Annotated in this window: 24 protein-coding genes; 8 read left to right on the top strand and 16 right to left on the bottom strand. The window is 66.4% G+C overall.

Annotated elements, in window-relative coordinates; genetic code table 11:
- Positions 1 to 24: 24 nt before the first annotated feature.
- The 7 genes from AC731_RS16915 to AC731_RS16885 all read right to left on the bottom strand — a co-directional run bounded on the left by AC731_RS16915 (position 25) and on the right by AC731_RS16885 (position 6,427).
- A complete protein-coding gene (locus tag AC731_RS16915) occupies positions 25 to 921 on the bottom strand; it encodes a sugar phosphate isomerase/epimerase family protein (protein ID WP_048707865.1) in 897 nt (298 codons plus the stop codon).
- Positions 922 to 957: 36 nt separating this feature from the next.
- Positions 958 to 1,821 carry a VOC family protein gene (locus AC731_RS16910; RefSeq protein WP_048707863.1) on the bottom strand — a complete coding sequence of 288 codons (864 nt, stop codon included), beginning with the start codon at positions 1,819 to 1,821 and terminating at the stop codon, positions 958 to 960.
- 173 nt (positions 1,822 to 1,994) lie between these two features.
- A complete protein-coding gene (locus AC731_RS16905; protein WP_048707861.1) occupies positions 1,995 to 3,320 on the bottom strand; it encodes a TRAP transporter large permease in 1,326 nt (441 codons plus the stop codon).
- Positions 3,317 to 3,829 (bottom strand): TRAP transporter small permease, encoded by a 513-nt coding sequence (locus AC731_RS16900; RefSeq protein ID WP_237266556.1) that lies wholly within the window; start codon positions 3,827 to 3,829, stop codon positions 3,317 to 3,319. Before AC731_RS16900 ends, AC731_RS16905 begins: the two co-directional genes overlap by 4 nt.
- A 105-nt stretch (positions 3,830 to 3,934) precedes the next feature.
- Positions 3,935 to 4,960, bottom strand: coding sequence for a TRAP transporter substrate-binding protein (locus AC731_RS16895; RefSeq protein WP_004260001.1), 1,026 nt, complete (start codon positions 4,958 to 4,960; stop codon positions 3,935 to 3,937).
- Between the two features lie 248 nt (positions 4,961 to 5,208).
- On the bottom strand, positions 5,209 to 6,051 hold the full coding sequence (locus AC731_RS16890) for a class III extradiol dioxygenase family protein (protein WP_004259997.1): 843 nt from the start codon (positions 6,049 to 6,051) through the stop codon (positions 5,209 to 5,211).
- Between the two features lie 16 nt (positions 6,052 to 6,067).
- Positions 6,068 to 6,427, bottom strand: coding sequence for a protocatechuate 4,5-dioxygenase subunit alpha (locus AC731_RS16885; RefSeq protein ID WP_048707859.1), 360 nt, complete (start codon positions 6,425 to 6,427; stop codon positions 6,068 to 6,070).
- Between the two features lie 86 nt (positions 6,428 to 6,513).
- Between AC731_RS16885 and AC731_RS16880 the strand changes: the two genes are divergently transcribed.
- Positions 6,514 to 7,401 (top strand): LysR family transcriptional regulator, encoded by an 888-nt coding sequence (locus tag AC731_RS16880; RefSeq protein WP_048707858.1) that lies wholly within the window; start codon positions 6,514 to 6,516, stop codon positions 7,399 to 7,401.
- An 18-nt stretch (positions 7,402 to 7,419) separates the two neighbouring features.
- On the opposite strand, the gene aroQ is transcribed toward AC731_RS16880, so the two are convergent.
- Together aroQ and AC731_RS16870 are read right to left on the bottom strand one after the other, a co-directional pair.
- Complete coding sequence (gene aroQ / locus AC731_RS16875) at positions 7,420 to 7,857, bottom strand: type II 3-dehydroquinate dehydratase (RefSeq protein ID WP_048707856.1); 438 nt, start codon at positions 7,855 to 7,857, stop codon at positions 7,420 to 7,422.
- Positions 7,858 to 7,950: 93 nt separating this feature from the next.
- Complete coding sequence (locus tag AC731_RS16870; RefSeq protein WP_048707854.1) at positions 7,951 to 8,964, bottom strand: TRAP transporter substrate-binding protein; 1,014 nt, start codon at positions 8,962 to 8,964, stop codon at positions 7,951 to 7,953.
- Positions 8,965 to 9,362: 398 nt separating this feature from the next.
- Here AC731_RS16870 and AC731_RS16865 point away from each other — a divergent pair, with 398 nt between their 5' ends.
- From AC731_RS16865 to AC731_RS16855, 3 genes are all read left to right on the top strand, one after another.
- Entirely contained in the window at positions 9,363 to 10,388 is a 1,026-nt protein-coding gene (locus AC731_RS16865) for a TRAP transporter substrate-binding protein (protein ID WP_048707851.1), read from the top strand.
- 29 nt (positions 10,389 to 10,417) lie between these two features.
- On the top strand, positions 10,418 to 11,443 hold the full coding sequence (locus tag AC731_RS16860) for a TRAP transporter substrate-binding protein (RefSeq protein ID WP_048707850.1): 1,026 nt from the start codon (positions 10,418 to 10,420) through the stop codon (positions 11,441 to 11,443).
- Between the two features lie 224 nt (positions 11,444 to 11,667).
- The gene (locus AC731_RS16855) at positions 11,668 to 13,323 is read left to right on the top strand and encodes a methyl-accepting chemotaxis protein (RefSeq protein ID WP_048707848.1); all 1,656 of its coding nucleotides are present in this window, start codon (positions 11,668 to 11,670) and stop codon (positions 13,321 to 13,323) included.
- A 49-nt stretch (positions 13,324 to 13,372) separates the two neighbouring features.
- Here AC731_RS16855 and AC731_RS16850 read toward each other — a convergent pair whose 3' ends face one another.
- Positions 13,373 to 14,269 carry a helix-turn-helix domain-containing protein gene (locus AC731_RS16850; RefSeq protein ID WP_004259965.1) on the bottom strand — a complete coding sequence of 299 codons (897 nt, stop codon included), beginning with the start codon at positions 14,267 to 14,269 and terminating at the stop codon, positions 13,373 to 13,375.
- Between the two features lie 123 nt (positions 14,270 to 14,392).
- On the opposite strand from AC731_RS16850, the gene AC731_RS16845 reads away from it, so the two are divergent.
- The 4 genes from AC731_RS16845 to AC731_RS16830 are packed head-to-tail and all read left to right on the top strand — an operon-like array spanning position 14,393 to position 18,143.
- Positions 14,393 to 15,208 carry an SDR family NAD(P)-dependent oxidoreductase gene (locus tag AC731_RS16845; protein WP_082794361.1) on the top strand — a complete coding sequence of 272 codons (816 nt, stop codon included), beginning with the start codon at positions 14,393 to 14,395 and terminating at the stop codon, positions 15,206 to 15,208.
- A gap of 33 nt (positions 15,209 to 15,241) precedes the next feature.
- Positions 15,242 to 17,011 carry an FAD-dependent oxidoreductase gene (locus AC731_RS16840; RefSeq protein ID WP_048707844.1) on the top strand — a complete coding sequence of 590 codons (1,770 nt, stop codon included), beginning with the start codon at positions 15,242 to 15,244 and terminating at the stop codon, positions 17,009 to 17,011.
- Positions 17,001 to 17,357 (top strand): NIPSNAP family protein, encoded by a 357-nt coding sequence (locus AC731_RS16835; protein ID WP_048707842.1) that lies wholly within the window; start codon positions 17,001 to 17,003, stop codon positions 17,355 to 17,357. The genes AC731_RS16840 and AC731_RS16835 overlap by 11 nt, the downstream gene beginning before the upstream one ends.
- Before the next feature lie 3 nt (positions 17,358 to 17,360).
- Positions 17,361 to 18,143, top strand: a complete 783-nt coding sequence (locus AC731_RS16830; protein WP_048707839.1) for an SDR family NAD(P)-dependent oxidoreductase — start codon at positions 17,361 to 17,363, stop codon at positions 18,141 to 18,143.
- Between the two features lie 15 nt (positions 18,144 to 18,158).
- On the opposite strand, the gene AC731_RS16825 is transcribed toward AC731_RS16830, so the two are convergent.
- From AC731_RS16825 to AC731_RS16800, 6 genes are all read right to left on the bottom strand, one after another.
- A complete protein-coding gene (locus AC731_RS16825) occupies positions 18,159 to 19,115 on the bottom strand; it encodes an AEC family transporter (protein ID WP_048707837.1) in 957 nt (318 codons plus the stop codon).
- Between the two features lie 155 nt (positions 19,116 to 19,270).
- On the bottom strand, positions 19,271 to 20,272 hold the full coding sequence (locus AC731_RS16820; protein ID WP_048707834.1) for an aldo/keto reductase: 1,002 nt from the start codon (positions 20,270 to 20,272) through the stop codon (positions 19,271 to 19,273).
- Positions 20,273 to 20,363: 91 nt separating this feature from the next.
- Complete coding sequence (locus tag AC731_RS16815) at positions 20,364 to 21,323, bottom strand: Gfo/Idh/MocA family oxidoreductase (RefSeq protein ID WP_205626604.1); 960 nt, start codon at positions 21,321 to 21,323, stop codon at positions 20,364 to 20,366.
- Positions 21,323 to 22,177: a class III extradiol dioxygenase subunit beta gene (locus AC731_RS16810; protein WP_048707831.1), complete on the bottom strand. Its 855-nt coding sequence runs from the start codon at positions 22,175 to 22,177 to the stop codon at positions 21,323 to 21,325. The genes AC731_RS16815 and AC731_RS16810 overlap by 1 nt, the downstream gene beginning before the upstream one ends.
- A gap of 4 nt (positions 22,178 to 22,181) precedes the next feature.
- Positions 22,182 to 22,625, bottom strand: a complete 444-nt coding sequence (gene ligA / locus AC731_RS16805) for a protocatechuate 4,5-dioxygenase subunit alpha (protein ID WP_004259931.1) — start codon at positions 22,623 to 22,625, stop codon at positions 22,182 to 22,184.
- A gap of 2 nt (positions 22,626 to 22,627) precedes the next feature.
- The gene (locus tag AC731_RS16800) at positions 22,628 to 23,542 is read right to left on the bottom strand and encodes an amidohydrolase family protein (protein ID WP_048707830.1); all 915 of its coding nucleotides are present in this window, start codon (positions 23,540 to 23,542) and stop codon (positions 22,628 to 22,630) included.
- Positions 23,543 to 23,637 lie beyond the last annotated feature (95 nt).

Raw genomic sequence — 23,637 nt, 5'->3', positions numbered from 1 at the left:
GATCGCCCGCGCGGCGCGGCGTACTCAGTCCTTCGGCAGTGAGGGGCGCGGCGTCCGGCGGCGTGGCAGATCGATGTGACGCAGGCGGGCGAGCAGCCAGTGCAGTGAGTCGCGGGCCTGTTCGGCCACGAAGGCGGCCGGCAGCTGGGCATGGTCGGCATTCGCGGCGTTGAGGCAGAAGCCGCCGTGGAAGCCGATCAGCCGCAGACGGCGAATCAGTTCCAGCAGGGCTTCGGCACTGCTGCCGTCGCCGGGGAACACGCGCACGTAGTCCCGCGTCCGCTCCCCTGCGGCGGGTGATGCGGCGTCGCCCGCGCGCATCGCGATCGTGTCGCTCAGGCCGACCAGGAACAGGCGGTCTGCATAGCAGCGATCGAGCGCATCGAGCCCGCCATCGCCAGTGAAGAGATGGCCGGTGTCGATGGCCATGCCGAGGTTGGCGCGATCGGCCGCATTCACGCAGGCCTCGGCACTCACCACGTCCGCCGCGACGCGCGAGCCGGGCTGCGCCTGATAGGCGATGTCGATACCCTTGGGCACGGCCAGCGTGGCGAGCTTGGCCAGGTCGCGCGCCACGTGCTCGGCGTCTTCGCCGGCCTCCGCGACGGTGCTGGCCGTGACCAGCAGTAGCGGCGCCCCGACGGCACGGCACAGGTTGAGCAGCCCCTTGGCGATGTTCACCTTGTACTGGTGCAACGGCCCCGACAGTCCTTCGTAGTCCTGCAGTTGGCGCAAGGCCTGCACCCGGACGCCACTGTGGCGCACCAGCGCCACCGCCTCGTCCACCCCGCGCGGATGGCTCACCAGATCCGCAGCCGACACCACGACCTGCCGGAAGCCGCTGGCCATGGCCGCTCCCAGGCGTACCTCGAGCGGGCCGGCCATGGCGCTGGTGTCGAGCGCGACAGAATCGAAATCCAAGACGTCCTCCGCAGGAAATGACGACCGTCGCCGGGCTCAGCCCGCGGCGAGCCGGCTGGCGACGAGTTCGAAGGTGACGCTGCCGAGATAGACCTGCGTCAGCGCGCCCTTCTCGCCCGGATGCAGTGCCCCCTCGTCGATGAACACCACGCCGCGCTCGCGCAACACCCGCATCGCCTCCAGCACGTCGGGCGCCCCCAGGCCGATGCGTACCAGGCCATCGTCCCAATGGATGTCTTCGGCCCCTTCCGGTGGCTCGATAAGCTGCAGGTAGAACCGGCCACAGGGGCTCTGCAGAAGCGTGCCCTTGGGCAGGATGCCGACAAAGTCCGCCTCGGTCAGCTGCCGGAAGCCCAGCATCTGACGGTAGAAATCCACCCACTCGCTGCTGCGGAAGGCACCCACCGCCTGCACCAGGCCGAAGTAATGCAGCCCGGCAAGGGCAGGCGGGTTCGAGTCCGTGCCGGGCAGCGGCACGAAGTCGACGTCGTAGATCGAGAAGTCCTTGTAGCGGTCGACGAAATAGATCGCGCTTTCGCCGCTGCCGAGGATGCCCGGAATGTTCAGCTCCATCGCTGCGGCGCGGCGCGGCACCTCCCATGCTCCGGCATCGAGCGAATGACGCATGGCGTAGGCGGCGTCACGCACGCGGAAGGCGACCGCAGAGACGAAGGTGGCTGACGGATCGGCCCCGCCGGGTTCGGCATTGACGATGAGATTCATCGCCCCCTGGCGGTAGAGCACGACCTCGCGCGAGCGGTGGCGCGCGATCGGCGCGAAGCCGAGCCGCTGCAGCACGCCGCCCAGCGCCTGTGGCCGGCCGGTGACGAATTCGATGAATTCCACCCCGTCGATACCGAGGGGGTTGAGCGGTTCTGGAACCAGGTCTCGCGCAGTCATGGGCTCGCTTTGAAATGGAAGAACACAGCGTGGGTGGCACCACCTCGGGGCACCGCACCGGAGAACGCCCCGAGCCTAGCCGATGGCGCCTCGTGCTGCAAATGCGTCGGCCGGTCCTGCCCCTCCAAGGAGGCCCGGACCGGCCGACGCGTCAGACATCATGGATGCTCAGCTCAGGATACGGCCCACAGCGCCACCAGCGAGATGCTCGGGAAGAACACCAGCAGGAAGATGCGGATGATGTCCGAGGCGAGGAAAGGCAGCACGCCGCGGAAGATCGTCGCCATCGGCACGTCCTTCGCCACCCCGTTGATGATGTAGACGTTCATCCCCACCGGCGGCGTGATCAGGCCCACCTCCATCACCACCAGCGCGACCATGCCGAACCAGATCGCCTTCTCTTCCATGCCCAAGCCCCAGTAGTCCAGGCCCAGGATGATCGGCAGGAAGATGGGCACCGTCAGCAGGATCATCGACAGGCTGTCCATCACGCAGCCCAGCACCAGGTAGATGAGGATGATCGCGAACAGCACCGTGAAGGGACCGAAGCCCATCTCCTGCACCCAGGCCGCGGCCTCGGCCGGCAGCTGCGACAGCGCCATGAACGAGTTCAGCGTATCGGCCCCGAGCAGGATCAGGAACATCATGCCGGTGCCGGTGGCGGTGCCATAGATGCACTCCATGAAGCCGCGCCCTTTCAGGCCGCCCGACCGCCACGCAGCGATCCCGGTCGCCAGCGCACCGACGGCCGCGGCTTCGGTCGGGGTGAAGAGACCGCCGTAGATACCGCCGATCACCACCAGGAAGATCAGCAGCACCGGCCAGGTATCGATCACCGTCCTGAGGCGCTCGGCCCAGCTGTGCTTGGGCGAGCCCGGACCGCCTGCAGCGGCATCGACGCGGCACACGATGGCAATCACCAGCATGTAGCCGATCGCCGCCAGGATGCCCGGGACGAAGGCGGCCAGGAACAGCTTGGCGATGTTCTGCTCGGCCAGGATGGCGTAGATCACCAGCGGCACCGACGGCGGGATCAGGATGCCGAGCGTGCCGCCCGCAGCCAGCGAACCCGTCGCCAGGCTGGGCTTGTACTGGTGGCGCTTGAGCTCGGGCAGCACCACGTGCGACATCGTCGCGGCGGTTGCCAGCGAGGAGCCGCAGATCGCGCCAAAGCCGGCGCAAGAGGCCACGCCCGCCATGGCCATGCCACCCTTCCAGTGGCCGATGAAGGCATTGCCCGCCTTGAACAGCGCACGCGACAACCCGCCGTGGGTGGCGAACTGCCCCATCAGCAGGAAGAGCGGCACCACCGACAGGTCGTACAGCGAGAAACGGCCATAGGGCGCGTTCTTCAGATAGGCGAGCAGCGGGTCCAGCCCCGACACCCAGATGTAGCCGATGGCGCCGGTGAGGAACATCGCGATGCCGATCTGCACGCGCAGCGCCAGCATCGACATCATCACCACGCCCATGATCAGGCCGATCGTCGTTCCACTCATGCTGCCGCTCCCGAGCGCAGTTCCTGGACAAAGGTGTACAGCGCCGCGATGCCGAGCAGCACGAAGGCCGGCACCACCGGGACATAGCCCCACCACACCGGCAGCGAGATCACCATCGAGGTCTCGCCGTATTCACGCATCTCCAGCATGCCTTCCCAGATCCGCCAGGCCAGCACGAAGGCGCAGAACGCCATGAGCAACGCCGCGATCGAATCGAGGAGACGCTTCAGGCCGGCCGGGGCCCACAGGGTGAAGAAATCCACGAACACATGACCCTTCTTCAGCTGGCAGTAGGGCAGGCACATCGCAATCCCCATCGCCGAGAGCATCTGCACCAGTTCGTAGTCGCCCGGCACCGGCTCTCCGATCGTGGCACGTCCGACCACGCTCACAACCGACATCACCGACTCGATGCAGAACATCACGCCGGCGAGAATCGCCATCGCCGCGCAGGCCCATTCGATACTCTTGCCAACCGGCCCTGTCGGGGCCACATACGGTTGGTCCATCGCCTCCGCCATCACACGTCTCCTTCCGGCATTCTTCAGGCTCTGATCAACAAGGCCGGCCGCGCCGTCGAGGCGCAGGGGCCGGCCTTCGTCGGGTTGCTTGGATTACTTGGAGTACTGGGTCACGAGCGCATTGGCGTCGTCGAACAGCTTCTGGCCATCGACGCCCTTGGAGGAAATCTCCTTGATCCACTCCTCGGCGACCGGCTTGGAAGCCGCCTGCCACTTGGCCATCTCTTCGGCCGGCAGGGCATAGACGGTGTTGCCGCGACCGACGGCAGCCTCGCGGCCACCCGCGTCCGCATCCTTGAACTGAGCCGACACCCAAGCCGAGGTCTCGCGGCCGCTGTTGTCGTCGATGACCTTCTTCAGTTCAGGCGACAGGCTGTCGTACTTCTTCTGGTTCATGACGAAGATCATCGTCGCGGTGGTCATCGCATGCGACCCGCCCGCTTCGGCATGGAACTTGGTCAGTTCGTGCGTCTTGGTCGCGGGGACGACTTCCCACGGGATCAGCGCGCCTTCGATCACGCCCTTGGACAGACTCTCCGCCATCTGCGGCACCGGCATGCCGACCGGAGTCGCGCCGAGCGCGGCCAGCAGCTTGGTGCCGAGGCGCGACGGCGCACGCACCTTCATGCCCTTGAGGTCTTCCAGCGTCTTCACTTCCTTGTCGCGGAAGTGCAGCACGTTCGGACCGTTCACCCAGGTCGCGATCGGCTTCATGCCGGCGAATTCCTTCATCGAGTGCGCCTGCACGAAGTCCCACATGGCGCGCGACGAGGCCTCATGGGTGGTGGTGATGAAGGGCAGCTCGAAGACTTCGGAGGTCGGGAAACGGCCCGGGGTGTAGCCCGGCAGCGTCCACACGATGTCGGCCACGCCGTCGCGGACCTGGTTCAGCAACTGCGGCGGCGTGCCACCGAGACTCATTGCCGGATAGATCTGGCACTTCATCTTGCCCTGCGACTCGGCAGCGATCTTGTCGCACCACGGGCTGATGAACTTGGTATGGGCGGGAGAAACCGGCGGCAGGAAATGCGCCACCTTCAGGATGACTTCCTCGGCCTGGGCAACGGTCGGGACCAGAGCGGCGGCAGCAAGACCCAGCGCCAGCGAACGAATCTTCATAGATGTCTCCTCGTGATGTTCTTGCAACAAGGAAGTCTGCGGCACGGAACACCACAAGTCTTCCAGACATCACGAGTCTCGCGCGTTGGCCCGGCAGAAAAAAGTCCGGATAAACACTATCAGTTATAAAATTTTGAAATAGCTGAATACCCGCTATTGCAATACGTATCCCCATTGGGTGACTCAGGCCGGCCGTCGTCCCTCTGCGCACGCACCCGCACGGCCTGAAGACCTCACGCCCGCCCGGATCAGGCCGCAACCTCCATCACCATCAAGCCTGCGGCCGTGTTGGAAATGGGGATGTGGTAGTTCGAATGCACCAGCCCCACCCTGCCCGGCAGGGCGGCCCGGGCCGCCACCCACATCAGCAACTCGACGCCCTGCGTGCCGGTCTTCTCCACGATCTGCTCGTTGCTGAACTGGGTCACCCACTCCGGGTCCGAGACGAGGCTGTCCATGAAGGCCTTGTCGAACTCCGGATTGACGAAACCCGCACGTTCGCCGTCGAGCTGGTGCGACAGCCCACCGGTACCGATCACGAGGACGCGCAGATCCTTGTCCCACGACCCGATCGCTTCGCCGAGCGCCTTGCCCAGCTTGTAGCAGCGCTTCGCGCTCGGCAGCGGATACTGCACGGTGTTGATGCACACCGGCACGGTCGGCACCGGGCACTTCTCGTCGTTCGGCCACAGCAGCTTCAGCGGCAGCGAGTAGGCATGATCCACGAGCATTTCCTGGCAGGTGGTGAGGTCGAACTCCCTTGCCACCAGCTCGTTGATGACATGCCACGAAAGCTCCGGATGCCCCTTGAACGGCGGCAGGGTCGGGATGCCCCAGCCCTCGTCGGCGTTGTGGTACTCGGGTGCCGCGCCAACGGCGAAGGTCGGCATCTTGTCGAGGAAAAAGTTGAGCCCGTGGTCGTTGTAGAGCACGACCGCAACGTCGGGCCTGACCTTGTCGAGCCAGGCATGAACCGGCGGGAAGCCGTCGAAGAAAGGCTTCCAGTACGGGTCGTCCTGCAGCTTGCCGGCGATGGCGCGGCCGATGGCCGGGACGTGCGAAGTGGTGATTGCGCCTACGATCTTTGCCATGTGTCGGTTTCCTTCCTCAGATGCCTTTGCCCGCGGCCAGCAGCATGGCCTTGAACTCGTCCTTGCTCATCCCGGTCTGCGCGGCCCCCAGATCCTGCACATCGAGCCCGAGGATGCCGGCGAACTTCGCGAGGTAATACACGTTGCCGCCCGCCGCCAGCAGGCCCAGCACGTTGCGCGTACGGATCGCTTCGTACTGTTCCGCATTGAGTCCGAACTGCCTGCAATAGCCCGCCTCGTCCTGGCGGAAGGCCTCGCGGTTCTCGGCATTGTTGAAGGAGAAACACATCTTGTTGAGCGCATAGCCCTTCTGCGCGAGTTCGCCGTCGAACACCCGGGTGCCCGGAATCTCCAGCTTCTGCGATGCCGCGTTCATTCGAATCTCCTCTCCATCCTCATGCGGGAAATGGCAGTATCACGGAGTCGAATGCATCGATAAACACATTAACACTCATCAAATTCATGAGCGATTTCGATTATTCACACCTCGACGGCCGACTGCTGCAGCTGCTCGTCGCCGTGGTGGAAGAAGGCTCGATCACCCGCGCCGCCGAGCGCCTCGGCGTCACCCAGTCGGCGGTGTCGCACCTGCTCGGCAAGCTGCGCGCCATCGTGGACGACCCGCTGGTGGTCAAGTCCGGGCGTGGCATCGTCGCCACCGCCCGCGCCGAACTGCTGGCGCGCGAGGCCCGCGTGCTGCTGGAGGACATGCGCCGCTTCGCCACGGCCGAGAACTTCGACCCGGCAAGCCTGCGCACCACCTTCACCATCGCCGCCAACGACTTCCAGCGCGACCTGCTGCTGCCGCGCCTGCTGGCGAGGCTACGCGCGCGCGCACCCCAGGTGTCGCTGCGCGTGATTCCCTCGGACATCCCCGACGCGGACATGCTGCGCGAGGAGCGCTGCCAGCTCGTGATCTCACCGCGCCCGCCGGATGCCAGCGACATCCTGCACAAGCGCCTGTTCGACGACGGCTACCGCGTGTTCTACGACGCCAGCCAGCGCAAGGCGCCCGCGACACTGGCGGATTACCTCGCCGCCGACCACGTCACCGTGCTCTACATGCCCCGCCGCACGCTGGATCTCGACGACGAGCTCGCCGAACGCGGCATCCGCCGCAGCTTCGCCGTCATGGTGCCGGGCTTCTCCGGCATCCCGGCCTTCATCCGCGGCAGCACCTTGCTCGCCACCGTCCCCGGCGCGCTGGAATCCGGTGCGATGCAGGGGCTGGCGCACTGCGCCCCGCCGTTCGACGCGCCGCGCATGCCGATGTACATGATCTGGCACCTGCGCCACCGCCACGATCCCGCGCACAGCTGGCTGCGCGCGGAACTGGAGGCGCTGGTGTAGCGTGTGACGCCTGCCGGCTCAGCGCAGCTTGCTGGCGACGAACTGCAACGCGAGGTTGTAGCCCAGGGTGCCGAAGCCGGCCATCACCGCCTCAGCGATGTCGGACAGGTAGGAGTGGTGGCGGAAAGCCTCGCGCTTGTGCACGTTGGAGATGTGCACCTCGACGAAGGGAATCGCCACGCCGCCGAAGGCATCGCGAATGGCCACGCTGGTGTGCGTGTAAGCGCCCGGGTTGATGATGACGAACTTCACACCCTCGGTGCGCGCCTCGTGGATGCGGTCGACGATCCCGCCTTCGTGGTTGCTCTGGAAGCACTCCAGTTCCAGGCCAAGCTCCTTGGCCTGGGCACGCAGGCCGTTTTCGACGTCGGCCAGCGTGGTCGAGCCGTAGATGTGCGGCTCGCGCGTGCCAAGCAGGTTGAGGTTAGGACCGTTGATGACGAGGACTTTGCTCATGCGGGCAGGCTCCGTTGCAGGGGTTCTTGAATGCAAAAGGGGCCGCGCAGCGGGCGCATGCGCCCCACCCGCGGCCCTCGATGCCAGCGGCGCTTACTTGCGCAGCTTGGCCAGTTCGGCGTTGATCGCGTCGACCGTCTCCTGCCCCACCGCAGCCGCATGCGCGGCAAGGACCGGCTTCATCTTCTCGCGCAGCTTGGCCACCTCCTCGGGCGGCAATTCGGTCACCTGCATGCCCGCCTTCTTCAGCGCCTCGATCGCGGTCGACGCCTGCTCGCGCGACACCTTGCGCTGATGCGCGATCGCCTCGGCGGCGGCATCCTGGAAAGCCTTCTTCTCGTCGGCGCTGAAGGTGTCCCACACCTTCTTGCTGATGATCATCGACTGCGGGTTATACACATGGTTGGTCAGCGCCAGGTGCTTCTGCACCTCGTTGAACCGGTTGGCGTGGATCACGGTGACCGGGTTCTCCTGGCCGTCGATCGCCTTCTGCTCCAGCGCGGTATACACCTCCGGCCAGGCCAGCGGCACCGGGTTGGCGCCGAGCGCCTTCACCCAGTCGAGGTTGATCGGGTTGGGGATCACGCGCAGCTTGAGACCGGCGATGTCCTCGACCTTGTTGATCGGGCGTACGCCGTTGGTGATGTTGCGGAACCCCAGGTCCCAGTAGCCGAGGCCGACGATGCCCTTCTCTTCCAGCTTCTTGTGCAGGCTCTGCCCGAACGGGCCATCGACGACGGCGTCGACTTCCTGCGCGTTGCCGAACAGGAAGGGGAAATCGTAGATCGCCATTTCCTTGACATGCGAGGCCAGGATGCCGGAGTTCAGCGCGGTCATCTCGATGGTGCCGCCCTGCAGCGCCGAGACGGTCTGCTGGTCACCGCCCAGCACCCCACCAGCGAACACCCGGACCTTGATCTTGCCGCCGGACTTCTCGGCGATGAGTTCGGCGAACTTCTGCGCGCCGATTTCCGCCGGATGGCCCTTCGGGTTCTGCACCCCGAACTTGAGCGAACGCTCGGAAAAGTCCGCGGCATGGACCGCCGTGCCGAAGCTGACGGCAGCCAGCGCTGCGAGGGCGGTCTTCATCATCAGACGACGCTTCATGAATGTCTCCTGTTTGGCTCGTATGCGGCACGCAATCGATGGGTGCAGGATGCGGCGTGCCGTCACACTCTACAGAAACCGGAACTCGGGCACGCAGCCCTGCGACGAACAGCTCCATCTGATTGCCGCATCACTGCAATCTATGCCCCGGACCTGCCCACGCCAAGGCGGGAGGCGCGCTACTGTTCGCCTGGCGCACAATTTACCCGACACGCAGGCTGCTGTCTCCCCATCCCGACGCACCCGGCCCGCATCGTCCGTCCGAGCTCGAGTGCCGGTTTTGTCCTATTCATCGAGCGATTTGTGGTTTTTATCCGCAAACCGTCCGACCTACCATGTCCTCACTTCATAACGGTTGCCGAATGCAGCCAGAACCCATGAAAACAGGAGACACGCCCATGAAGGCCCGCCAATTCGCCCTCGGTATCGCTGCCGCAGCACTCGTTCCGGGCGCCGCCCAGGCACAGGAAGTCGTGCTCAAGGTCGCCCACTTCCTGACGCCCACGACGCCGGCCCACGTCAAGTTCATCGAGCCGTGGTGCGGCAAGATCGAAGCGCAGTCGCAGGGCCGGATGAAATGCCAGCTTTATCCGGCAATGAGCCTCGGTGGCACGCCGCCGCAACTGCTCAACCAGGTGCGCGACGGCGTCGCCGACATCGTGTGGACGCTGCCGGGCTACACGCCGGGCCGCTTCCCGATCACCGAGGTGTTCGAGCTGCCGTTCTTCAGCACGAGCTACGAAGCCACCTCGCGTGCGCTGTGGGATTTCATCGAAGGCAGCGCGGCAAGCGAGTTCGCCGGCCTGCGCCCGATCGCCACCTGGTCGGCCGGTCCCTACCTGCTCCACTTCCGCAACAAGCAGGTCAATGCGCTGGAGGACCTGAAGGGGCTGAAGGTGCGCACGCCCTCGCGCTTGGGCAACAAGATGCTCGCCGCACTCGGCGCCACCCCGGTCGGCATGCCGGCACCGCAGATGACCGAAGGTCTTGCCAAGGGTGTGATCGACGGCGCCCTGCTGCCGTGGGAAGTCGTGCCCGCCCTGAAGATCCAGGAACTGACCAAGTACCACGCCGAGCCGACCGGCAAGATCGCGCTCAGCACGGCAACGACGATCTTCGTCATGAGCCAGAAGAAGTACGACAGCCTGCCGGCCGACCTGAAGAAGGTCATCGACGACAACCGCGGCCGCGAAGTCTCCGCTTTCGCTGCGGGCCAGCTGGCCGAGGCCGGCAATGCGAGCCGTGACATCACGCTGAAGAACGGCAACACGGTCTACCAGCTCGCACCGGAAGAGCTCAAGCGCTGGAAGCAGACCACCGCCCCGGTCGCCCAGGAATGGATCAAGGACATGGACGCCAAGGGCCTCGACGGCCGCAAGCTGCACGACGAAGCCGCTGCGCTGGTGCAGAAGTACTCGAACTGAGCGCCCCCCAACGTCCTCAGGAGACCGCCATGAAGATTCGCCGCATCGCCCTCGGCCTCGCCACTGCGGCGCTGGCCCCGGCCGCCGCGCAAGCGCAGGAAGTGACGCTGAAGTTCGCCCACTTCATGCCCACCACCAACCCCTATCACGTGCATGTCATCGTGCCCTGGTGCGACCGGATCGCCGCCGAATCGAAGGGCCGCATGGTGTGCCAGATCTACCCCGCCATGCAGCTGGGCGGCACGCCGACGCAGTTGCTGACGCAGGTACGCGACGGCGTGGCCGACGTGATCTGGACCATGCCGGGCTACAACGCCGGCCGCTTCCCCAAGCTCGAAGTGTTCGAACTGCCCTTCTTCACCACCACGCCCGAGGCGACGGCCCGCGCAATGTGGGACTTCGTGCAGAAGAACGCGCTCGACGAGTTTCCCGGCATGAAGCCGCTCGCCACCTGGACGCCCGGCGCCTACGCCTTCCACATGAACGGCAAGGAAGTGACCCGGCTCGAGGACCTCAAGGGCGCGAAGGTGCGCACACCCTCGCGCCTGGGCAACAAGCTGCTTGCCGCGCTCGGCACCACGCCGGTCGGCATGCCGGCACCGCAGATGTCCGAGGGCATCGCCAAGGGCGTGATCGACGGCGCGCTGTATCCGTGGGAGTCCGTGCCCTCGGCCAAGCTGCACGAGCTGACCCGGTTCAGCTTCGATGCCAACGCCGAGTACCGCATGTCGGCCGCGACGACCATCATCGCAATGAACCGGAAGAAGTACGACAGCCTGCCTGACGACCTGAAGAAGATCATCGACGACAGCACCGGCCGCGAGTTCTCGGCCCAGGCCGCGGCGGTGCTGCATGCGCAGGCCACCGTCGGTCGCGACCAGACCATTGCCAACGGCAACAAGGTCTATGTGCTGCCCTCCGCCGAGGTCGAGCGCTGGAAGGCGGCGACGGCCGGCATCGCTGGCGACTGGATCAAGGAGACGAACGAGAAGGGGCTCGACGGTCAGCGCCTGCATGACGAGGCCGCCGCATTGATGGCCAGCTACTCGAAGTAATTCGCGGCCGGCACGCCTCGATCCCGCGCCGAACACCCGGTCACGCCGCCGGGGTTCGGCGCTTTTTCGTACTCCACCGGCTCGTGTTATGCATGAAGCGTTCTAGCTGCTATCGCGTTTCATGAGCGCGGGCGCCGTTGGGCTCCTCTACCATCAGCCGCCCGCGCGGATGCGGCTGCACACGCGCCTGCGCCGGAATCTCGAACAATAAACAGGGGAGACTCATGAAGAGCACGCATACGTCCGCCCGCAGCGGCAGCCTTTCCGTACGCAATCTGCTGTACATCGCCATCGCCTTCCAGATCGTGCTGGCGGTTGCGCTCGGCTTGCTCGGCCTGCGCGGCATGTACTCGACGCTGAACGGACTCAACGAGGTCTACAACGACCGCGTGATCCCCCTGCGCGACCTCAAGGTCATCTCCGACGAATACGCGGTGGCCATCGTCGACGCGACGCAGAAGGTGCGCGACGGCACCATCCAGGCCGACACGGCCGCCGCGACGATGGCCCGGGCGCGCAGCCTGATCGACGACAAATGGAAGGCCTATACCGCCAGTACCCATCTGTCGGAGGCGGAGCGCGCCCTGATCGCCAAGGCCGAGCCCGCGATGGAAAAGGGCAACGCCCTGGTCGACCTGATGGTCGAGCGCCTGAAGCTCAACGCCTTGTTCGAGATCCACGGCATCGCCGAACAGACCCTCTATCCGACGCTGGACCCGATCACCGAGGTCCTGCGCCAGCTGATCGAAACCCAGCTGGAGCAGGCGCGCAGCGACTACGAGGCCGAGCAGGCGAACTTCCACGATGCGCTCACGCTGATGATCCTGATGATCGTCGCCGCCGCGACGCTGTCGGGCATCGGCGGCGTGATCTTCGCGCGCAACTTCATGATGCGTCCGCTGGACGACGCCCGCCGCTTCGCCAACGACATTGCCTCCGGCAACCTCGGCAGCCGCATCGAGGTGCAGCGCGACGACGAGATCGGCAGCCTCACCGCAGCCCTGCAGACGATGCAGTTGGAACTGCGCAACATGGTGCAGCTGATCCAGAACAACGCCGAACAGATCGCCTCGGCAAGCGAGAACCTGGCCAGCAGCACCGGTACGATCTCGGCCGCGACCGTCCAGCAGTCCAGCGCCGCCGAGTCGATCGCCGCCGCGATCGACCAGATGAGCGGCTCGATCGGCCAGGTCTCGAACTTCACCGCCGAGGCCAAGGACATCGCAACCGACTCGGGCGCGGCGTCGCGCACCGGGGCCGAGGTGATCCGTCGCGTGGTCGGCGACATCGAGCGCATCGCCGACTCGGTGAACCAGGCGTCTGCTGCCGTGCGTGATCTCGGCCAGCACAGCCAGGCCATCGCCTCGGTGGTCACCGTGATCAAGGAAGTGGCAGACCAGACCAACCTGCTCGCGCTCAACGCCGCGATCGAAGCCGCTCGCGCCGGGGAACAGGGGCGCGGTTTCGCCGTCGTCGCCGACGAGGTGCGCAAGCTCGCAGAGCGCACGGCCGCATCGACCCAGGACATCGCCCGCATCGTCGGCCAGATCACCGCGGGCACCGACTCGGCGGTGAAAGCGATGGACACCCAGGTGCGCAGCGTGGAAGCGAGCGTCGCGCTGGCGGGCGAAGCCGGCGAGGCCATCGCCCGCATCAACGCCGCATCGGAAAAGGTGGTGGAGACTGTCAGCGACGTCTCCAGCGCTCTCCAGGAACAGTCGCAGACCAGCAGCGACATCGCCCGCGGCATCGCCGAGATCGCGGACATGAGCGGCCGCAACAGCACCTCGGCACGCGACGTGGACAAGGCCACGCGCCAACTCGCCGTGCTCTCGGCGCAACTGCGCGAAACCGTACGCCGCTTCCGCCTGCAGGGCTGAACCGCCGACCACTGCCACCCTCGCCGGCACGCCTGCCGACGAGGGCGCGTCAGCGCTCGTCGGCCAGCTGCCGTCGGGCCAGCTCGCGGAATGCCGTAGGCGTACGGCCGGCGTGCTTCTTGAAGAAGCGACCGAAGTAAGCCTCGTCCTCGAAGCCGAGAAAGCCGGCGATCTGCTTGACGGCGAGGGTCGAATACACCAGTTCGCGCTGTGCCTCGTGCATCAGGCGCGCGTTGATGACATCCAGCGGCGACATGCCGAGCGATTCGCGACACAGGCGTGCGAGCTGCCCCGCCGACACCCCCAGTGCCGCCGCATAGTGCTCGACCGGCAGATGCTCGGAAAAGTGGCGGTCGACCATCGCACGGAAGCGCTCGATACGCGCCGCGCGGCGTGAGCGCTCAACGCCGGCGCCCGCCTCGCGGTTCTCGCCGATGCGCGCAATCTGCACGAACAGCGCCAACAGCAGTGCGCTGCCTGCGGCGATCTGCCCCGGCGCATAGGCGCGCGACTCCTGCTCCAGCGCAAGGAAAAGCGGCATCAGCGCATCCGCATGGCGCGCCTCCTCCGCCACCGGGATCACCGCCGGCGTGCGCAGCACCGACAACAGTTCCGGCCGCCCGACGGCGGCAAGCGCCTCGAGCGGCCGCTGCGGCGCCGTCACCACAGGCCCGTCCATCTCGGGCGAGAAATGAAAGCCATGCACCACGTGCGCCGGGATCACGATCAGGCACGGGGGCTCGATTGCCCATTTCGTCCCGTCGATCAGCGCCTCACCGCTCCCCCTGCAGACATACAGCAGCTGCATCATCGCGTCGTGGGTGTGAGCGTCGATTTCCCAGTTATTGGGCGCGGAACGCTCGGGAATCCACTCGAAACTGAAGGAATCCAGCCACGCGGGCTTGGCCTCCGTGCCATACAGATCGTAATTTGGGAGGGTCTTCACGCCATCGAACTCCTTTCCGCCGATGCACGAATTATCCGGCTCACCGAAGCATTTGTCGATTTGATCGGACGATAGACCTCCCTAACATGGCCTCACACCAAGACCCCCATGGGAGACACCAACATGATCGACAACTGGCTCGGCCTCGAAGGCAAGGTCTGCGTCGTGACCGGCGCGGCCAGCGGCATCGGCGCCGCCATCGCCGAGACCCTTGCCGCTGCAGGCGCACGCGTCGTCCTGCTCGACCTCAATGCCGAAGGCGTGTCGCGCCTGTCGGCGCAACTCAACGCTGCCGGTGCCACGACCCTCGGCCTCGCCCTCGACACCGCGGACGAAGCGGCGGTGCAGGCTGCCGCTCAGCGCGTGCAAGGCGAACTGGGCCCCTGCCAGGCGCTGATCAACAATGCCGGCCTGCTGCGCGCCGCGCCGCTGGCCGACGTCAGCCTCGCCGACTGGAACCAGGTGCTGGCCGTGAACCTGACGGGCTATCTGCTGTGCGCGCGCAGTTTCGCCGCGCACATGCGCGAACGCGGCGGCGGCAGCATCGTCAACGTCGCCTCGATCTCGGCGCTCAATCCGCAGACCAATAGCGGCGCCTACAGCGCGAGCAAGGCCGGCGTGCTGCTGATGTCGCGCCAGATGGCGGCCGAATGGGGCCCGCAGGGCATCCGCAGCAATGCGGTATGCCCCGGCATGATCCGTACCGCACTGTCGGCGAAGTTCTACGAGGAACCGGGCTTCGAGCAGAAGCGCGCGGCCGTCACTGCCAGCCGCCGCATCGGCGAGCCGGTCGATATCGCCAACGTCGCCGCCTTCCTCGCCAGCGATCGTGCCGCATACGTCAATGGCGCCGAGATCCTGGTCGATGGCGGCATGGACTGCATGCTGATGGATCTGGTGCCGCGCCCCGGCTACAACCAGACCGGCAAGGCAGCCTGAACGGCACCCGCCCCCCATATCAAGGAAGAGACCATGAACCACCCCGTTCCCCCGAGCCGGATCAGCTGCGATCTGCTCGTCGTCGGCTCCGGCGCCGGCGGCCTGTCCACTGCCATCACCGCGAAGAAGCACGGCCTCGATGTGGTCGTGATCGAGAAGGAAGACGTCTTCGGCGGCACCACCGCCTTCTCCGGTGGCGTGCTCTGGATTCCCGGCAACCCGCATGCGAAGAAGGCCGGCATCCCGGATAGCCGCGAGGCCGCCGTCGAATACATGAAGAACGAGACCGGCGCCTTCTACGACGCCGTCGCGGCCGAGGCCTTTCTCGACGCCGGCCCGGAGATGGTCGAGTTCTTCGAGCGCGAGACCGCGGTGAAATTCGTCCCCACCCTCTATCCCGACTACCACCCCACCGTGCCGGGCGGGGTCGACATCGGCCGCTCGATCCTCGCCGCGCCCTTCGACATTCGCGTGCTGGGCGAGCACATGGGTCGCCTGCGTCCGCCGCTGGAAACGATCACCTTCATCGGCATGATGTTCAATTCGTCCAATGCCGACCTGAAGCACTTCTTCAACGCCACCAAGTCGCTGAAATCCTTCACCTACGTCGCCCGGCGACTGGCCACCCACGTCAAGGAACTGGCGCTGTACCGACGCGGCATCAACGTCACCAGCGGCAATGCGCTGGCCGCGCGGCTGGCCAAGTCCTGCCTCGACCTGGGCATTCCCATCTACACGCGCACCGGCGCCAAGGAGCTGGCGCTGCACGACGGCCGCATCGTGGGCGCCCTGGCCGACGGTCCGGACGGCAATACCGTGCACATCACCGCCAGGCGCGGCGTGGTGCTGGCCTGCGGCGGTTTCTCACACGATGTCGCACGCATCAGGAAGGCCTATCCGCACCTGCAGCGCGGCGGCGAACACCTGTCGCCCGTGCCGGCCGGCAACACCGGTGACGGCGCGCGCATGGCCGAGCAGGTCGGCGGCGTGGTCGAGATCCGCTACCCCAACGCCTCGGCCTGGATGCCGGTGTCGCGGGTGCCGCTGGGCAAGGGCCGCTTCGGCGTCTTTCCCCACCTGCTCGACCGCTACAAGCCGGGCATCATCGGTGTGACGCGCAAGGGCAAGCGCTTCTGCAACGAGTCCGAGTCCTACCACGACGTCGGCGCCGCCATGATCGAGGCCTGCAAGGACGAGAAGGAAACCGCGATGTGGCTGGTGTGCGATCAGGCCACGCTGAGCAAGTATGGCCTGGGCTATGTCAAGCCCGCGCCGATGCCGGTCGGCAAGTTCCTCCGCAACGGCTACCTGATCAAGGGCGACACGCTGGCCGAACTGGCACGCAACGCCGGCATCGATGCCGAGGGCCTGGAAAAGACCGTCGCCGCCTACAACCAGGGCGCGGCCGGCGGCCACGACCTGCAGTTCGGCCGCGGCACCACCGCCTTCAACCGCTACCTGGCCGACCCGGAAAACAAGCCCAACCCCTGCGTCGCACCGGTCGGCAAGGGGCCGTACTACGCGGTCAAGGTGGTGATGGGCGATCTCGGCACCTTCGACGGCATCCGCACCAGCGTGGTCGGCGAAGTGCTGGACGACACCGGCGCCCCCATCCCCGGCCTGTTCTCGGTGGGCAACGACCGCGCCAGCGTGATGGGCGGCAACTACCCCGGCGCCGGCATCACGCTCGGGCCGATCATGACCTTCGGCTACATCACGGGCCGTCACATCGCCGGTGCGCTGGAAACGGTGCAGATCCCCGCCATGCAGATCGAGCGCAAGGAGATGGTCCATGTTGCCTGAGGCCCTGCCCCGCCCGCTCGACAAGCCGCTGGTGGATCACCGCATCTACACCATCCAGCTGCGCAAGATGAACGAGTTCATCGAGGTCTTCGACCGTCTCGCGATGCCGATCCTGCTCGAGACCCTCGGTCACCCGGTCGGTTTCTACACCAGCCTCGTCGGCGCACAGAACCAGTTCATCCATCTGTGGGCCTACGACAGCATGGCGGACTACGAGGCGCGTTGCCGGGCGCGCGACACGCACCCCGACTTCCCGAAGTACCTTGCTGCCTCCGGCCACCTGATCACCGCCCAGGAAACGCGGCTGATCCGCATGGTCGACATGCCCAGCCTGCGGAGGACCTGAAGCATGAGCTCACCGACGAAGGGCAAGGTGGCGATCGTCACCGGCGGCGCCGACGGCATCGGCTGGGCCACGGCCCAGCGCCTGGCCCAGGAAGTCGAACATGTGGTCGTCGCCGACCTGCGTGCGGATGCGGCGCAGGCACGTGCGGCCGCGCTGGGCGAACGCCACTGTGGCCTGGGTGCCGACGTGACCGGGCAGGAGGATGTCGCGGCGCTGGTCGACACTGTCGTGGACCGCTTCGGCCGCATCGACATGCTGGTGAACAACGCCGGCGTCCCCGAGCAGGTCGCCGCCACGGTCGATCAGCAACTCGCCGCCTTCGACCGGGTGATCGGCGTGCACCTGCGCGGCACCTTCCTGATGTCGCAGGCGGTGGGTCGGGTGATGCTTGCGCAGGGCTGCGGCAGCATCGTCAACCTGTCCTCCATCGCGGGCTTCGCCGGCATTCCCCAGCGCAACGCCTATGCAGCGGCGAAGGCGGGCATCGTCGGCATGACGCGTTCGATGGCCTGCGAATGGGCTCGCCACGGCGTGCGCGTCAACGCCGTCGCGCCGGGCTATGTGCGCACCGCGCTGGTGGCCGAACTGGAAGCGAAGGGTGCGCTGAACGCTCGCAGCCTGCTGTCCCGCACGCCGATGGGCCGGATGGCGCGCCCGGAAGAGATCGCCGAGGTCATCGCCTTCCTCGCCTCCGAGCGTGCCAGCTTCGTCACCGGCAGCACCCTGGTCGCCGACGGCGGCTGGCTCGCCTGGGGCGCGCCCGAGGACAGCCTGCCCGGGCTGTGAGGCGGTACCCGGGGCTCAGCCCAGCCCCGGGATCACCCCGCCGACCTTCACCAGCCAGATGAACGCGCTGATGGTGATGAAGGAGACCACGGTCGCCATCACCAGCACCGCGGAGCACAGGCCTTCCAGGCCGTACTTCTGGCCGAGGATGGCGTAGATGCTGAACATCGGTACGCAGGCGAAGAACACCGCTGCGGCCTGCAGCTCGGCGGAAATGCCCGGGATCAGAAACACCGCCAGCAACACCGCCAGCGGGTGCAGCAGGAGCTTGCCGCCAGTCACAAGGGCGACCTCGCGCCCCATCCCCTTCACCGTGCTGCCGGCGAGGTTGCCGCCGATGACGAACAGCGCGATCGCGGCCGAGGCCAGCGACAGCATGTCGATCGCCTTGAACAGCGGCTGCGGCAGGCGGATGCCGGTGAGCGCGAAGCTGAAGCCGATGGCGATCGCGATGATCATCGGGTTCTTCAGCAGGTTGAGCGCGATGTCGCGCAGGATGCGCAGGATGCTCGCGCCCCTGTTGCCGGCGCTGTCGGCCAGGATCAGCACCAGCGGCAGCATCAGCAGGTTCTCGACCAGCATGGTCAGCGCCATCGCCACGGTGGCGATCGGGCCCAGCACCTGCAGCGCCACCGGCAGGCCGATGAACGCGCTGTTCGACAGCGACGCCCCCATGCCGAACACGACGCTGTCGCGGAAGCTGCGCTTGAACACCCAGCGCGCCAGCAGCACCGTCGCCGCCATCGCCGCGAGCGAGCCCAGCGCATAGGCGAGCAGATAACCGGAGTTCATCACCTCACGGAAAGGCCGCTGCGACAGGGCCTGGAACAGCATCGCCGGCAACGCGAAGCGGATGACGAAGGTGCCGAGCACGCGCATGTCGGGCTTGGAGAACAGGCCCAGGCGCACGGCGCCGAAGCCGAGGCCGATCAGGATGAAGACCGGGGTGGTGATGGCGAGGATGTCGAGCACGTCAGGCTCCGGCGGCCGGGCTTGCGACCGGCACGCAGGTCAGGGATTCAAAAAGAACCCCCGGCCGCGGGGAGGCGGCGCGGGGGTCGAGGGAACCGGCTCCGCATCCGGGTGGATGACGGAACCGTAGAGGGAGTCGTTGTCCGCGGCACCGCTCACGCAGCGAATTCTTCGGTATCGATCTCGACCTGCGTGGCGGCCGGGTAGCGCGGGCCGGAGACGGTCCGGGCGTTGATCAGGGCCTCGAGCCGCGCGACGAGGTCGGGCGCCAGCGCGACGTCGGCGGCCTTCAGGTTCTCTTCCAGGTGCGCGAGGCTGGTCGTGCCGGGAATCGGCAGGATGTCCGTACCCTTGGCCAGCAACCAGGCCAGCGCCAGTTGCGCGGGCGTGCAGCCGGCCTCGCGCGCGAGCCCGAGGTAGCCGTCGAGCAGTCGCAGGTTGGCAGCGAAATGCGCGCTCTGGAAGCGCGGCATCGCGCGGCGGATGTCCTTGGCCTCGAAGGCGGCGACCTGCGCCGGATCGGTCAGCGCGCCGGCGAGGAAACCGCGCGCCACCGGACTGAAGGCGACAAAGGAGACGCCCAGTTCGCGGCAGGCGTCGAGCACCGCGATCTCGGGGTTGCGCGTCCACAGCGAATATTCGGTCTGCAGCGCCGCGACCGGGTGCACCGCATGCGCGCGGCGCAGGGTATCGGCCGACACCTCGGACAGGCCGATACTGCGGATCTTGCCCTCGCGCACCAGGTCGGCCATCGCGCCCATGCTGTCCTCGATCGGCACCACCTTGTCCCAGCGGTGCAGGTAGTACAGGTCGATGACGTCGGTCTGCAGGCGCTGCAGCGCCTCTTCGCAGGTGCGCTTGATGGTCGCGGGACGGCCGTCGATGACGCGCTTGCCATCCACGCCGGTCATGCCGCACTTGCTCGCCAGCGTGTAGCGCGAACGGTGCTTGCCCAGCACACGGCCCACCAGCGTCTCGTTGGCGCCGAAGCCGTACAGCGCGGCGGTGTCGAAGTGCGTCACGCCCAGTTCCAGCGCCCGCAGCAACACGGCTTCGCCCACTTCGGGCGAAGGCGGCACGCCATAGGCGTGGCTCAGGTTCATGCAGCCCAGGCCGATGGCGCCGACCTGGAAGGGACCGAGTTTGCGTTGTTGCATGCGGGGCTCCTGCAGAAAATGACAACGGCTCCAGCCGTGAGGATGGAGCCGGAAAGCCTGATCGGGACGGATCAGGCGCGATGCATCGGGCTCAGGCGGCGTTCAGTTGCTGCTCGAGCTGGTGCAGCACCTGGTAGCACGGCAGCACCTTGTGCACGCTCGAGTTCGGCTCGCGGCCTTCGCGGATGGCGGCAAAGAACTCGCGGTCCTGCAGCTCGATGCCGTTCATCGACACGTCGACCTTGGAGACGTCGATCTTCTCTTCCTTGCCGTTGAACAGGTCGTCGTAGCGGGCGATGTAGGTGCCGGTGTCGCCGATGTAGCGGAAGAAGGTGCCGAGCGGGCCGTCATTGTTGAAGGACAGCGACAGCGTGCAGATGGCGCCGTTCGCGGCCTTGAGCTGGATGGACATGTCCATCGCGATGCCCAGCGTCGGGTGGATCGGGCCCTGGATGGCATTGGCCTGCACGATCGGGCTGTTGGCCTGATAGGCGAACAGATCGACGGTGTGGGCCGCATGGTGCCACAGCAGGTGGTCGGTCCAGCTGCGCGGCTGGCCCAGCGCGTTCATGTTGGTGCGGCGGAAGAAATAGGTCTGCACGTCCATCTGCTGGACATTGAACTCACCCGCCTTGACCTTGTTGTGCACCCACTGGTGGCTGGGGTTGAAGCGGCGCGTGTGGCCGACCATGGCGACCAGGCCGGTTTCCTTCTGCAGGCGCGCGACTTCCTCGGCGCCCTTCAGCGTGTCGGCGAGCGGGATCTCGACCTGCACGTGCTTGCCGGCCTTCAGGCACTGGATCGACTGGTCGGCGTGCATCTGCGTCGGAGTGCACAGGATCACCGCATCGACCTCGGGCAGCGCCAGGGTCTCGGCGAGGTCATTGGTGACGTGGCCGACCTTGTACTGCGTGGCGACTTCGCGGGTCTTTTCCAGGTCACGGCCGATCAGCGAAACCACTTCGACGCCGTCGATGTTCTTGATGCCGTCCAGGTGCTTGATGCCGAATGCGCCGGCACCGGCGAGTGCGACCTTGATCGTCTTGCTCATCAGTTGTTCTCCAGGATCAGGTGGCCCACGGCCGTGTTGGACGCGGGAATGTGATAGAAGCGGTGCTTGACCGTGGGCGCCGGACCGCCCTGGATGTCGCTCATCGCGCCGCGTGCGATCAGCCACATCACCAGCTCGATGCCTTCGGAGCCGGCCTCGCGAACGTACTCGATGTGCGGCACTTCGGACAGCCCCGCCGGGTCGGCGATCAGGCGATCCAGGAAGGCATTGTCCCACTCGCGGTTGAGCAGGCCGGCACGCGCGCCCTGAAGCTGGTGGCTCATGCCGCCCGTGCCCCAGATCTGCACCTTGATGTCGTCGTCGAAACACGCCACCGCCTTGCGGATGGCCTGGCCGAGCTGGAAGCAGCGGCGGCCCGACGGCACCGGATACTGCACGACGTTGACCGCGAAGGGGATGACCTTGCATGGCCAGGCCTCGGGCTCGCCGAACATCAGCGACAGCGGCACGGTGAGGCCGTGGTCGACTTCCATCTTGTTGACGATGGTGAGGTCGAAATCGTCCTGGATCACGCTCTGCGCGATGTGCGAGGCGAGCTCCGGATGGCCGATGACCTTGGGCACCGGACGCGGGCCGTAGCCTTCGTCGGCCGGGATGAACTCGGCGGCGGTGCCGATGGCGAAGGTCGGGATCATGTCCAGGCTGAAGGCCGTGGCGTGGTCGTTGTAGACGAGGAAGATCACGTCGGGCGTGTTCTCCTTCATCCATTCCTTCGAGTACTCGTAGCCGGCGAACAGCGGCTGCCAGTAGGCCTCGCCGGTCTTCTTGAGGTCGATGGCGGCACCGATGGCCGGCACGTGCGAGGTGTAAACCGATGCGGAAATCTTGGCCATGCTGTCAGGCTCCCTTGTTCTTGCCCGCCGCACCTTGCGGCTGGTGCTGCGGCTGGGCGTCACCGTCTTCGCCCAGGTAGCGGTTGCCCTCGGGCGAACGGCCGCCCTTGATCATCATGTCGCGGTATTCCTCTTCGGTCATGCCGGTCATGCTGCCCGCCATCTGCTGGAAGCTCAGGCCGTCGGTGGCACCGATCTTGGCGAGGAAGTAGATGTTGCCGCCGGTGCGCATGCACCAGTTGAGGTCGCGCGCCAGCACGGCCTGCTTCTGCTCCTCGGTCATGGGCCATTCGTCGAGATAGGCGCGCTCGTCCGCCTTGAAGCGGGCGCGGTTGTCGGCCTTCATCAGCGACATGCAGAACTGGTTGAGCCAGTAGCCCTTGCGCGACTGCTCGGCATCGAAAATGATCGTGCCGGGAATGTCCAGGTAAGGTTTGTCCAAAGCCATGATCAGCACTCCTCCGGCCAGTAGAGACGCATCGGGTTATCGACCAGCAGCTTGCGCTGCAGTTCGGCGGTCGGCGCGATGTGCGGGATGAAGTCGACCAGCAGGCCGTCGTCGGGCATGTGGTCCTTCAGGTTGGGGTGCGGCCAGTCGGTACCCCACAGCACGCGGTCGGGGAACTGCTCGACGATGCGGCGGGCGAAGGGCACGACGTCCCGGTAGGCATTCTGCTCGTCGTCCAGCGCCTTGGGGCCGGTGACGGACAGGCGCTCGGGGCAGCTGACCTTGGACCAGACGTTGGAGTTCTCGCGCATGAACTTCACGAACAGCTCGAACTCCGGACCGTCGATCGGCTTGGAGACGTCCGGGCGGCCCATGTGGTCGACGACCACGGTGGTGGGCAGCGCGGTGAAGAAGTCCCACAGCTCGGGCAGGTCGACCGCCTCGAAGTAGATCACCACGTGCCAGCCCAGCGGGGCGATGCGGTTGGCGATCTCGAGCAGTTCGTCCTTGGGCGTGAAGTCCACCAGGCGCTTGACGAAGTTGAAGCGCACGCCGCGCACGCCGGCGGCGTGCAGGTCCTGCAGTTCCTGGTCGGTGATGCTGCGACGCACCGTGGCGACCCCGCGCGCCCTGCCGCTCGAAGCCTTGCACGCATCGACCATGGCGCGGTTGTCGGCGCCGTGGCAGGTGGCCTGCACGACCACGTTACGGGCGAAGCCGAGGTGGTCGCGCAGCGCGAAGAGCTGCGCCTTGCTCGCGTCGCAGGGGGTGTACTTGCGTTCGGGGGCGTAGGGAAACTCCGCGCCGGGGCCGAACACATGGCAGTGCGCATCCACCGCGCCGGCCGGCAGCGTGAAGCGGGGCTTGCTCGGGCCGGCGTACCAATCGAGCCAGCCGGGGGTCTTTTCGAATTGCATGCGTGTCCTCTGGTGTTCTCTCTGTTGTGGCTGGGGGTGGGGCCCGCCGGTGCGCTGCAGCCGGCGCCGGTCGGACCGTCCCTTTTTGTAGTCGG

Source organism: Thauera humireducens, assembly GCF_001051995.2.
GTDB lineage: Bacteria > Pseudomonadota > Gammaproteobacteria > Burkholderiales > Rhodocyclaceae > Thauera > Thauera humireducens.
This window is presented reverse-complemented; position numbering and strand designations above follow the sequence as displayed.

Coding starts and splice junctions, on each gene's coding strand:
- AC731_RS16910 (WP_048707863.1), bottom strand. CDS start 1,821: ATGACTGCGCGAGACCTGGTTCCAGAACCGCTCAACCCCCTCGGTATC.
- AC731_RS16905 (WP_048707861.1), bottom strand. CDS start 3,320: ATGAGTGGAACGACGATCGGCCTGATCATGGGCGTGGTGATGATGTCG.
- AC731_RS16900 (WP_237266556.1), bottom strand. CDS start 3,829: ATGGACCAACCGTATGTGGCCCCGACAGGGCCGGTTGGCAAGAGTATC.
- AC731_RS16895 (WP_004260001.1), bottom strand. CDS start 4,960: ATGAAGATTCGTTCGCTGGCGCTGGGTCTTGCTGCCGCCGCTCTGGTC.
- AC731_RS16890 (WP_004259997.1), bottom strand. CDS start 6,051: ATGGCAAAGATCGTAGGCGCAATCACCACTTCGCACGTCCCGGCCATC.
- AC731_RS16885 (WP_048707859.1), bottom strand. CDS start 6,427: ATGAACGCGGCATCGCAGAAGCTGGAGATTCCGGGCACCCGGGTGTTC.
- AC731_RS16880 (WP_048707858.1), top strand. CDS start 6,514: ATGAGCGATTTCGATTATTCACACCTCGACGGCCGACTGCTGCAGCTG.
- aroQ (WP_048707856.1), bottom strand. CDS start 7,857: ATGAGCAAAGTCCTCGTCATCAACGGTCCTAACCTCAACCTGCTTGGC.
- AC731_RS16870 (WP_048707854.1), bottom strand. CDS start 8,964: ATGAAGCGTCGTCTGATGATGAAGACCGCCCTCGCAGCGCTGGCTGCC.
- AC731_RS16865 (WP_048707851.1), top strand. CDS start 9,363: ATGAAGGCCCGCCAATTCGCCCTCGGTATCGCTGCCGCAGCACTCGTT.
- AC731_RS16860 (WP_048707850.1), top strand. CDS start 10,418: ATGAAGATTCGCCGCATCGCCCTCGGCCTCGCCACTGCGGCGCTGGCC.
- AC731_RS16855 (WP_048707848.1), top strand. CDS start 11,668: ATGAAGAGCACGCATACGTCCGCCCGCAGCGGCAGCCTTTCCGTACGC.
- AC731_RS16845 (WP_082794361.1), top strand. CDS start 14,393: ATGATCGACAACTGGCTCGGCCTCGAAGGCAAGGTCTGCGTCGTGACC.
- AC731_RS16840 (WP_048707844.1), top strand. CDS start 15,242: ATGAACCACCCCGTTCCCCCGAGCCGGATCAGCTGCGATCTGCTCGTC.
- AC731_RS16835 (WP_048707842.1), top strand. CDS start 17,001: ATGTTGCCTGAGGCCCTGCCCCGCCCGCTCGACAAGCCGCTGGTGGAT.
- AC731_RS16830 (WP_048707839.1), top strand. CDS start 17,361: ATGAGCTCACCGACGAAGGGCAAGGTGGCGATCGTCACCGGCGGCGCC.
- AC731_RS16820 (WP_048707834.1), bottom strand. CDS start 20,272: ATGCAACAACGCAAACTCGGTCCCTTCCAGGTCGGCGCCATCGGCCTG.
- AC731_RS16815 (WP_205626604.1), bottom strand. CDS start 21,323: ATGAGCAAGACGATCAAGGTCGCACTCGCCGGTGCCGGCGCATTCGGC.
- AC731_RS16810 (WP_048707831.1), bottom strand. CDS start 22,177: ATGGCCAAGATTTCCGCATCGGTTTACACCTCGCACGTGCCGGCCATC.
- ligA (WP_004259931.1), bottom strand. CDS start 22,625: ATGGCTTTGGACAAACCTTACCTGGACATTCCCGGCACGATCATTTTC.
- AC731_RS16800 (WP_048707830.1), bottom strand. CDS start 23,542: ATGCAATTCGAAAAGACCCCCGGCTGGCTCGATTGGTACGCCGGCCCG.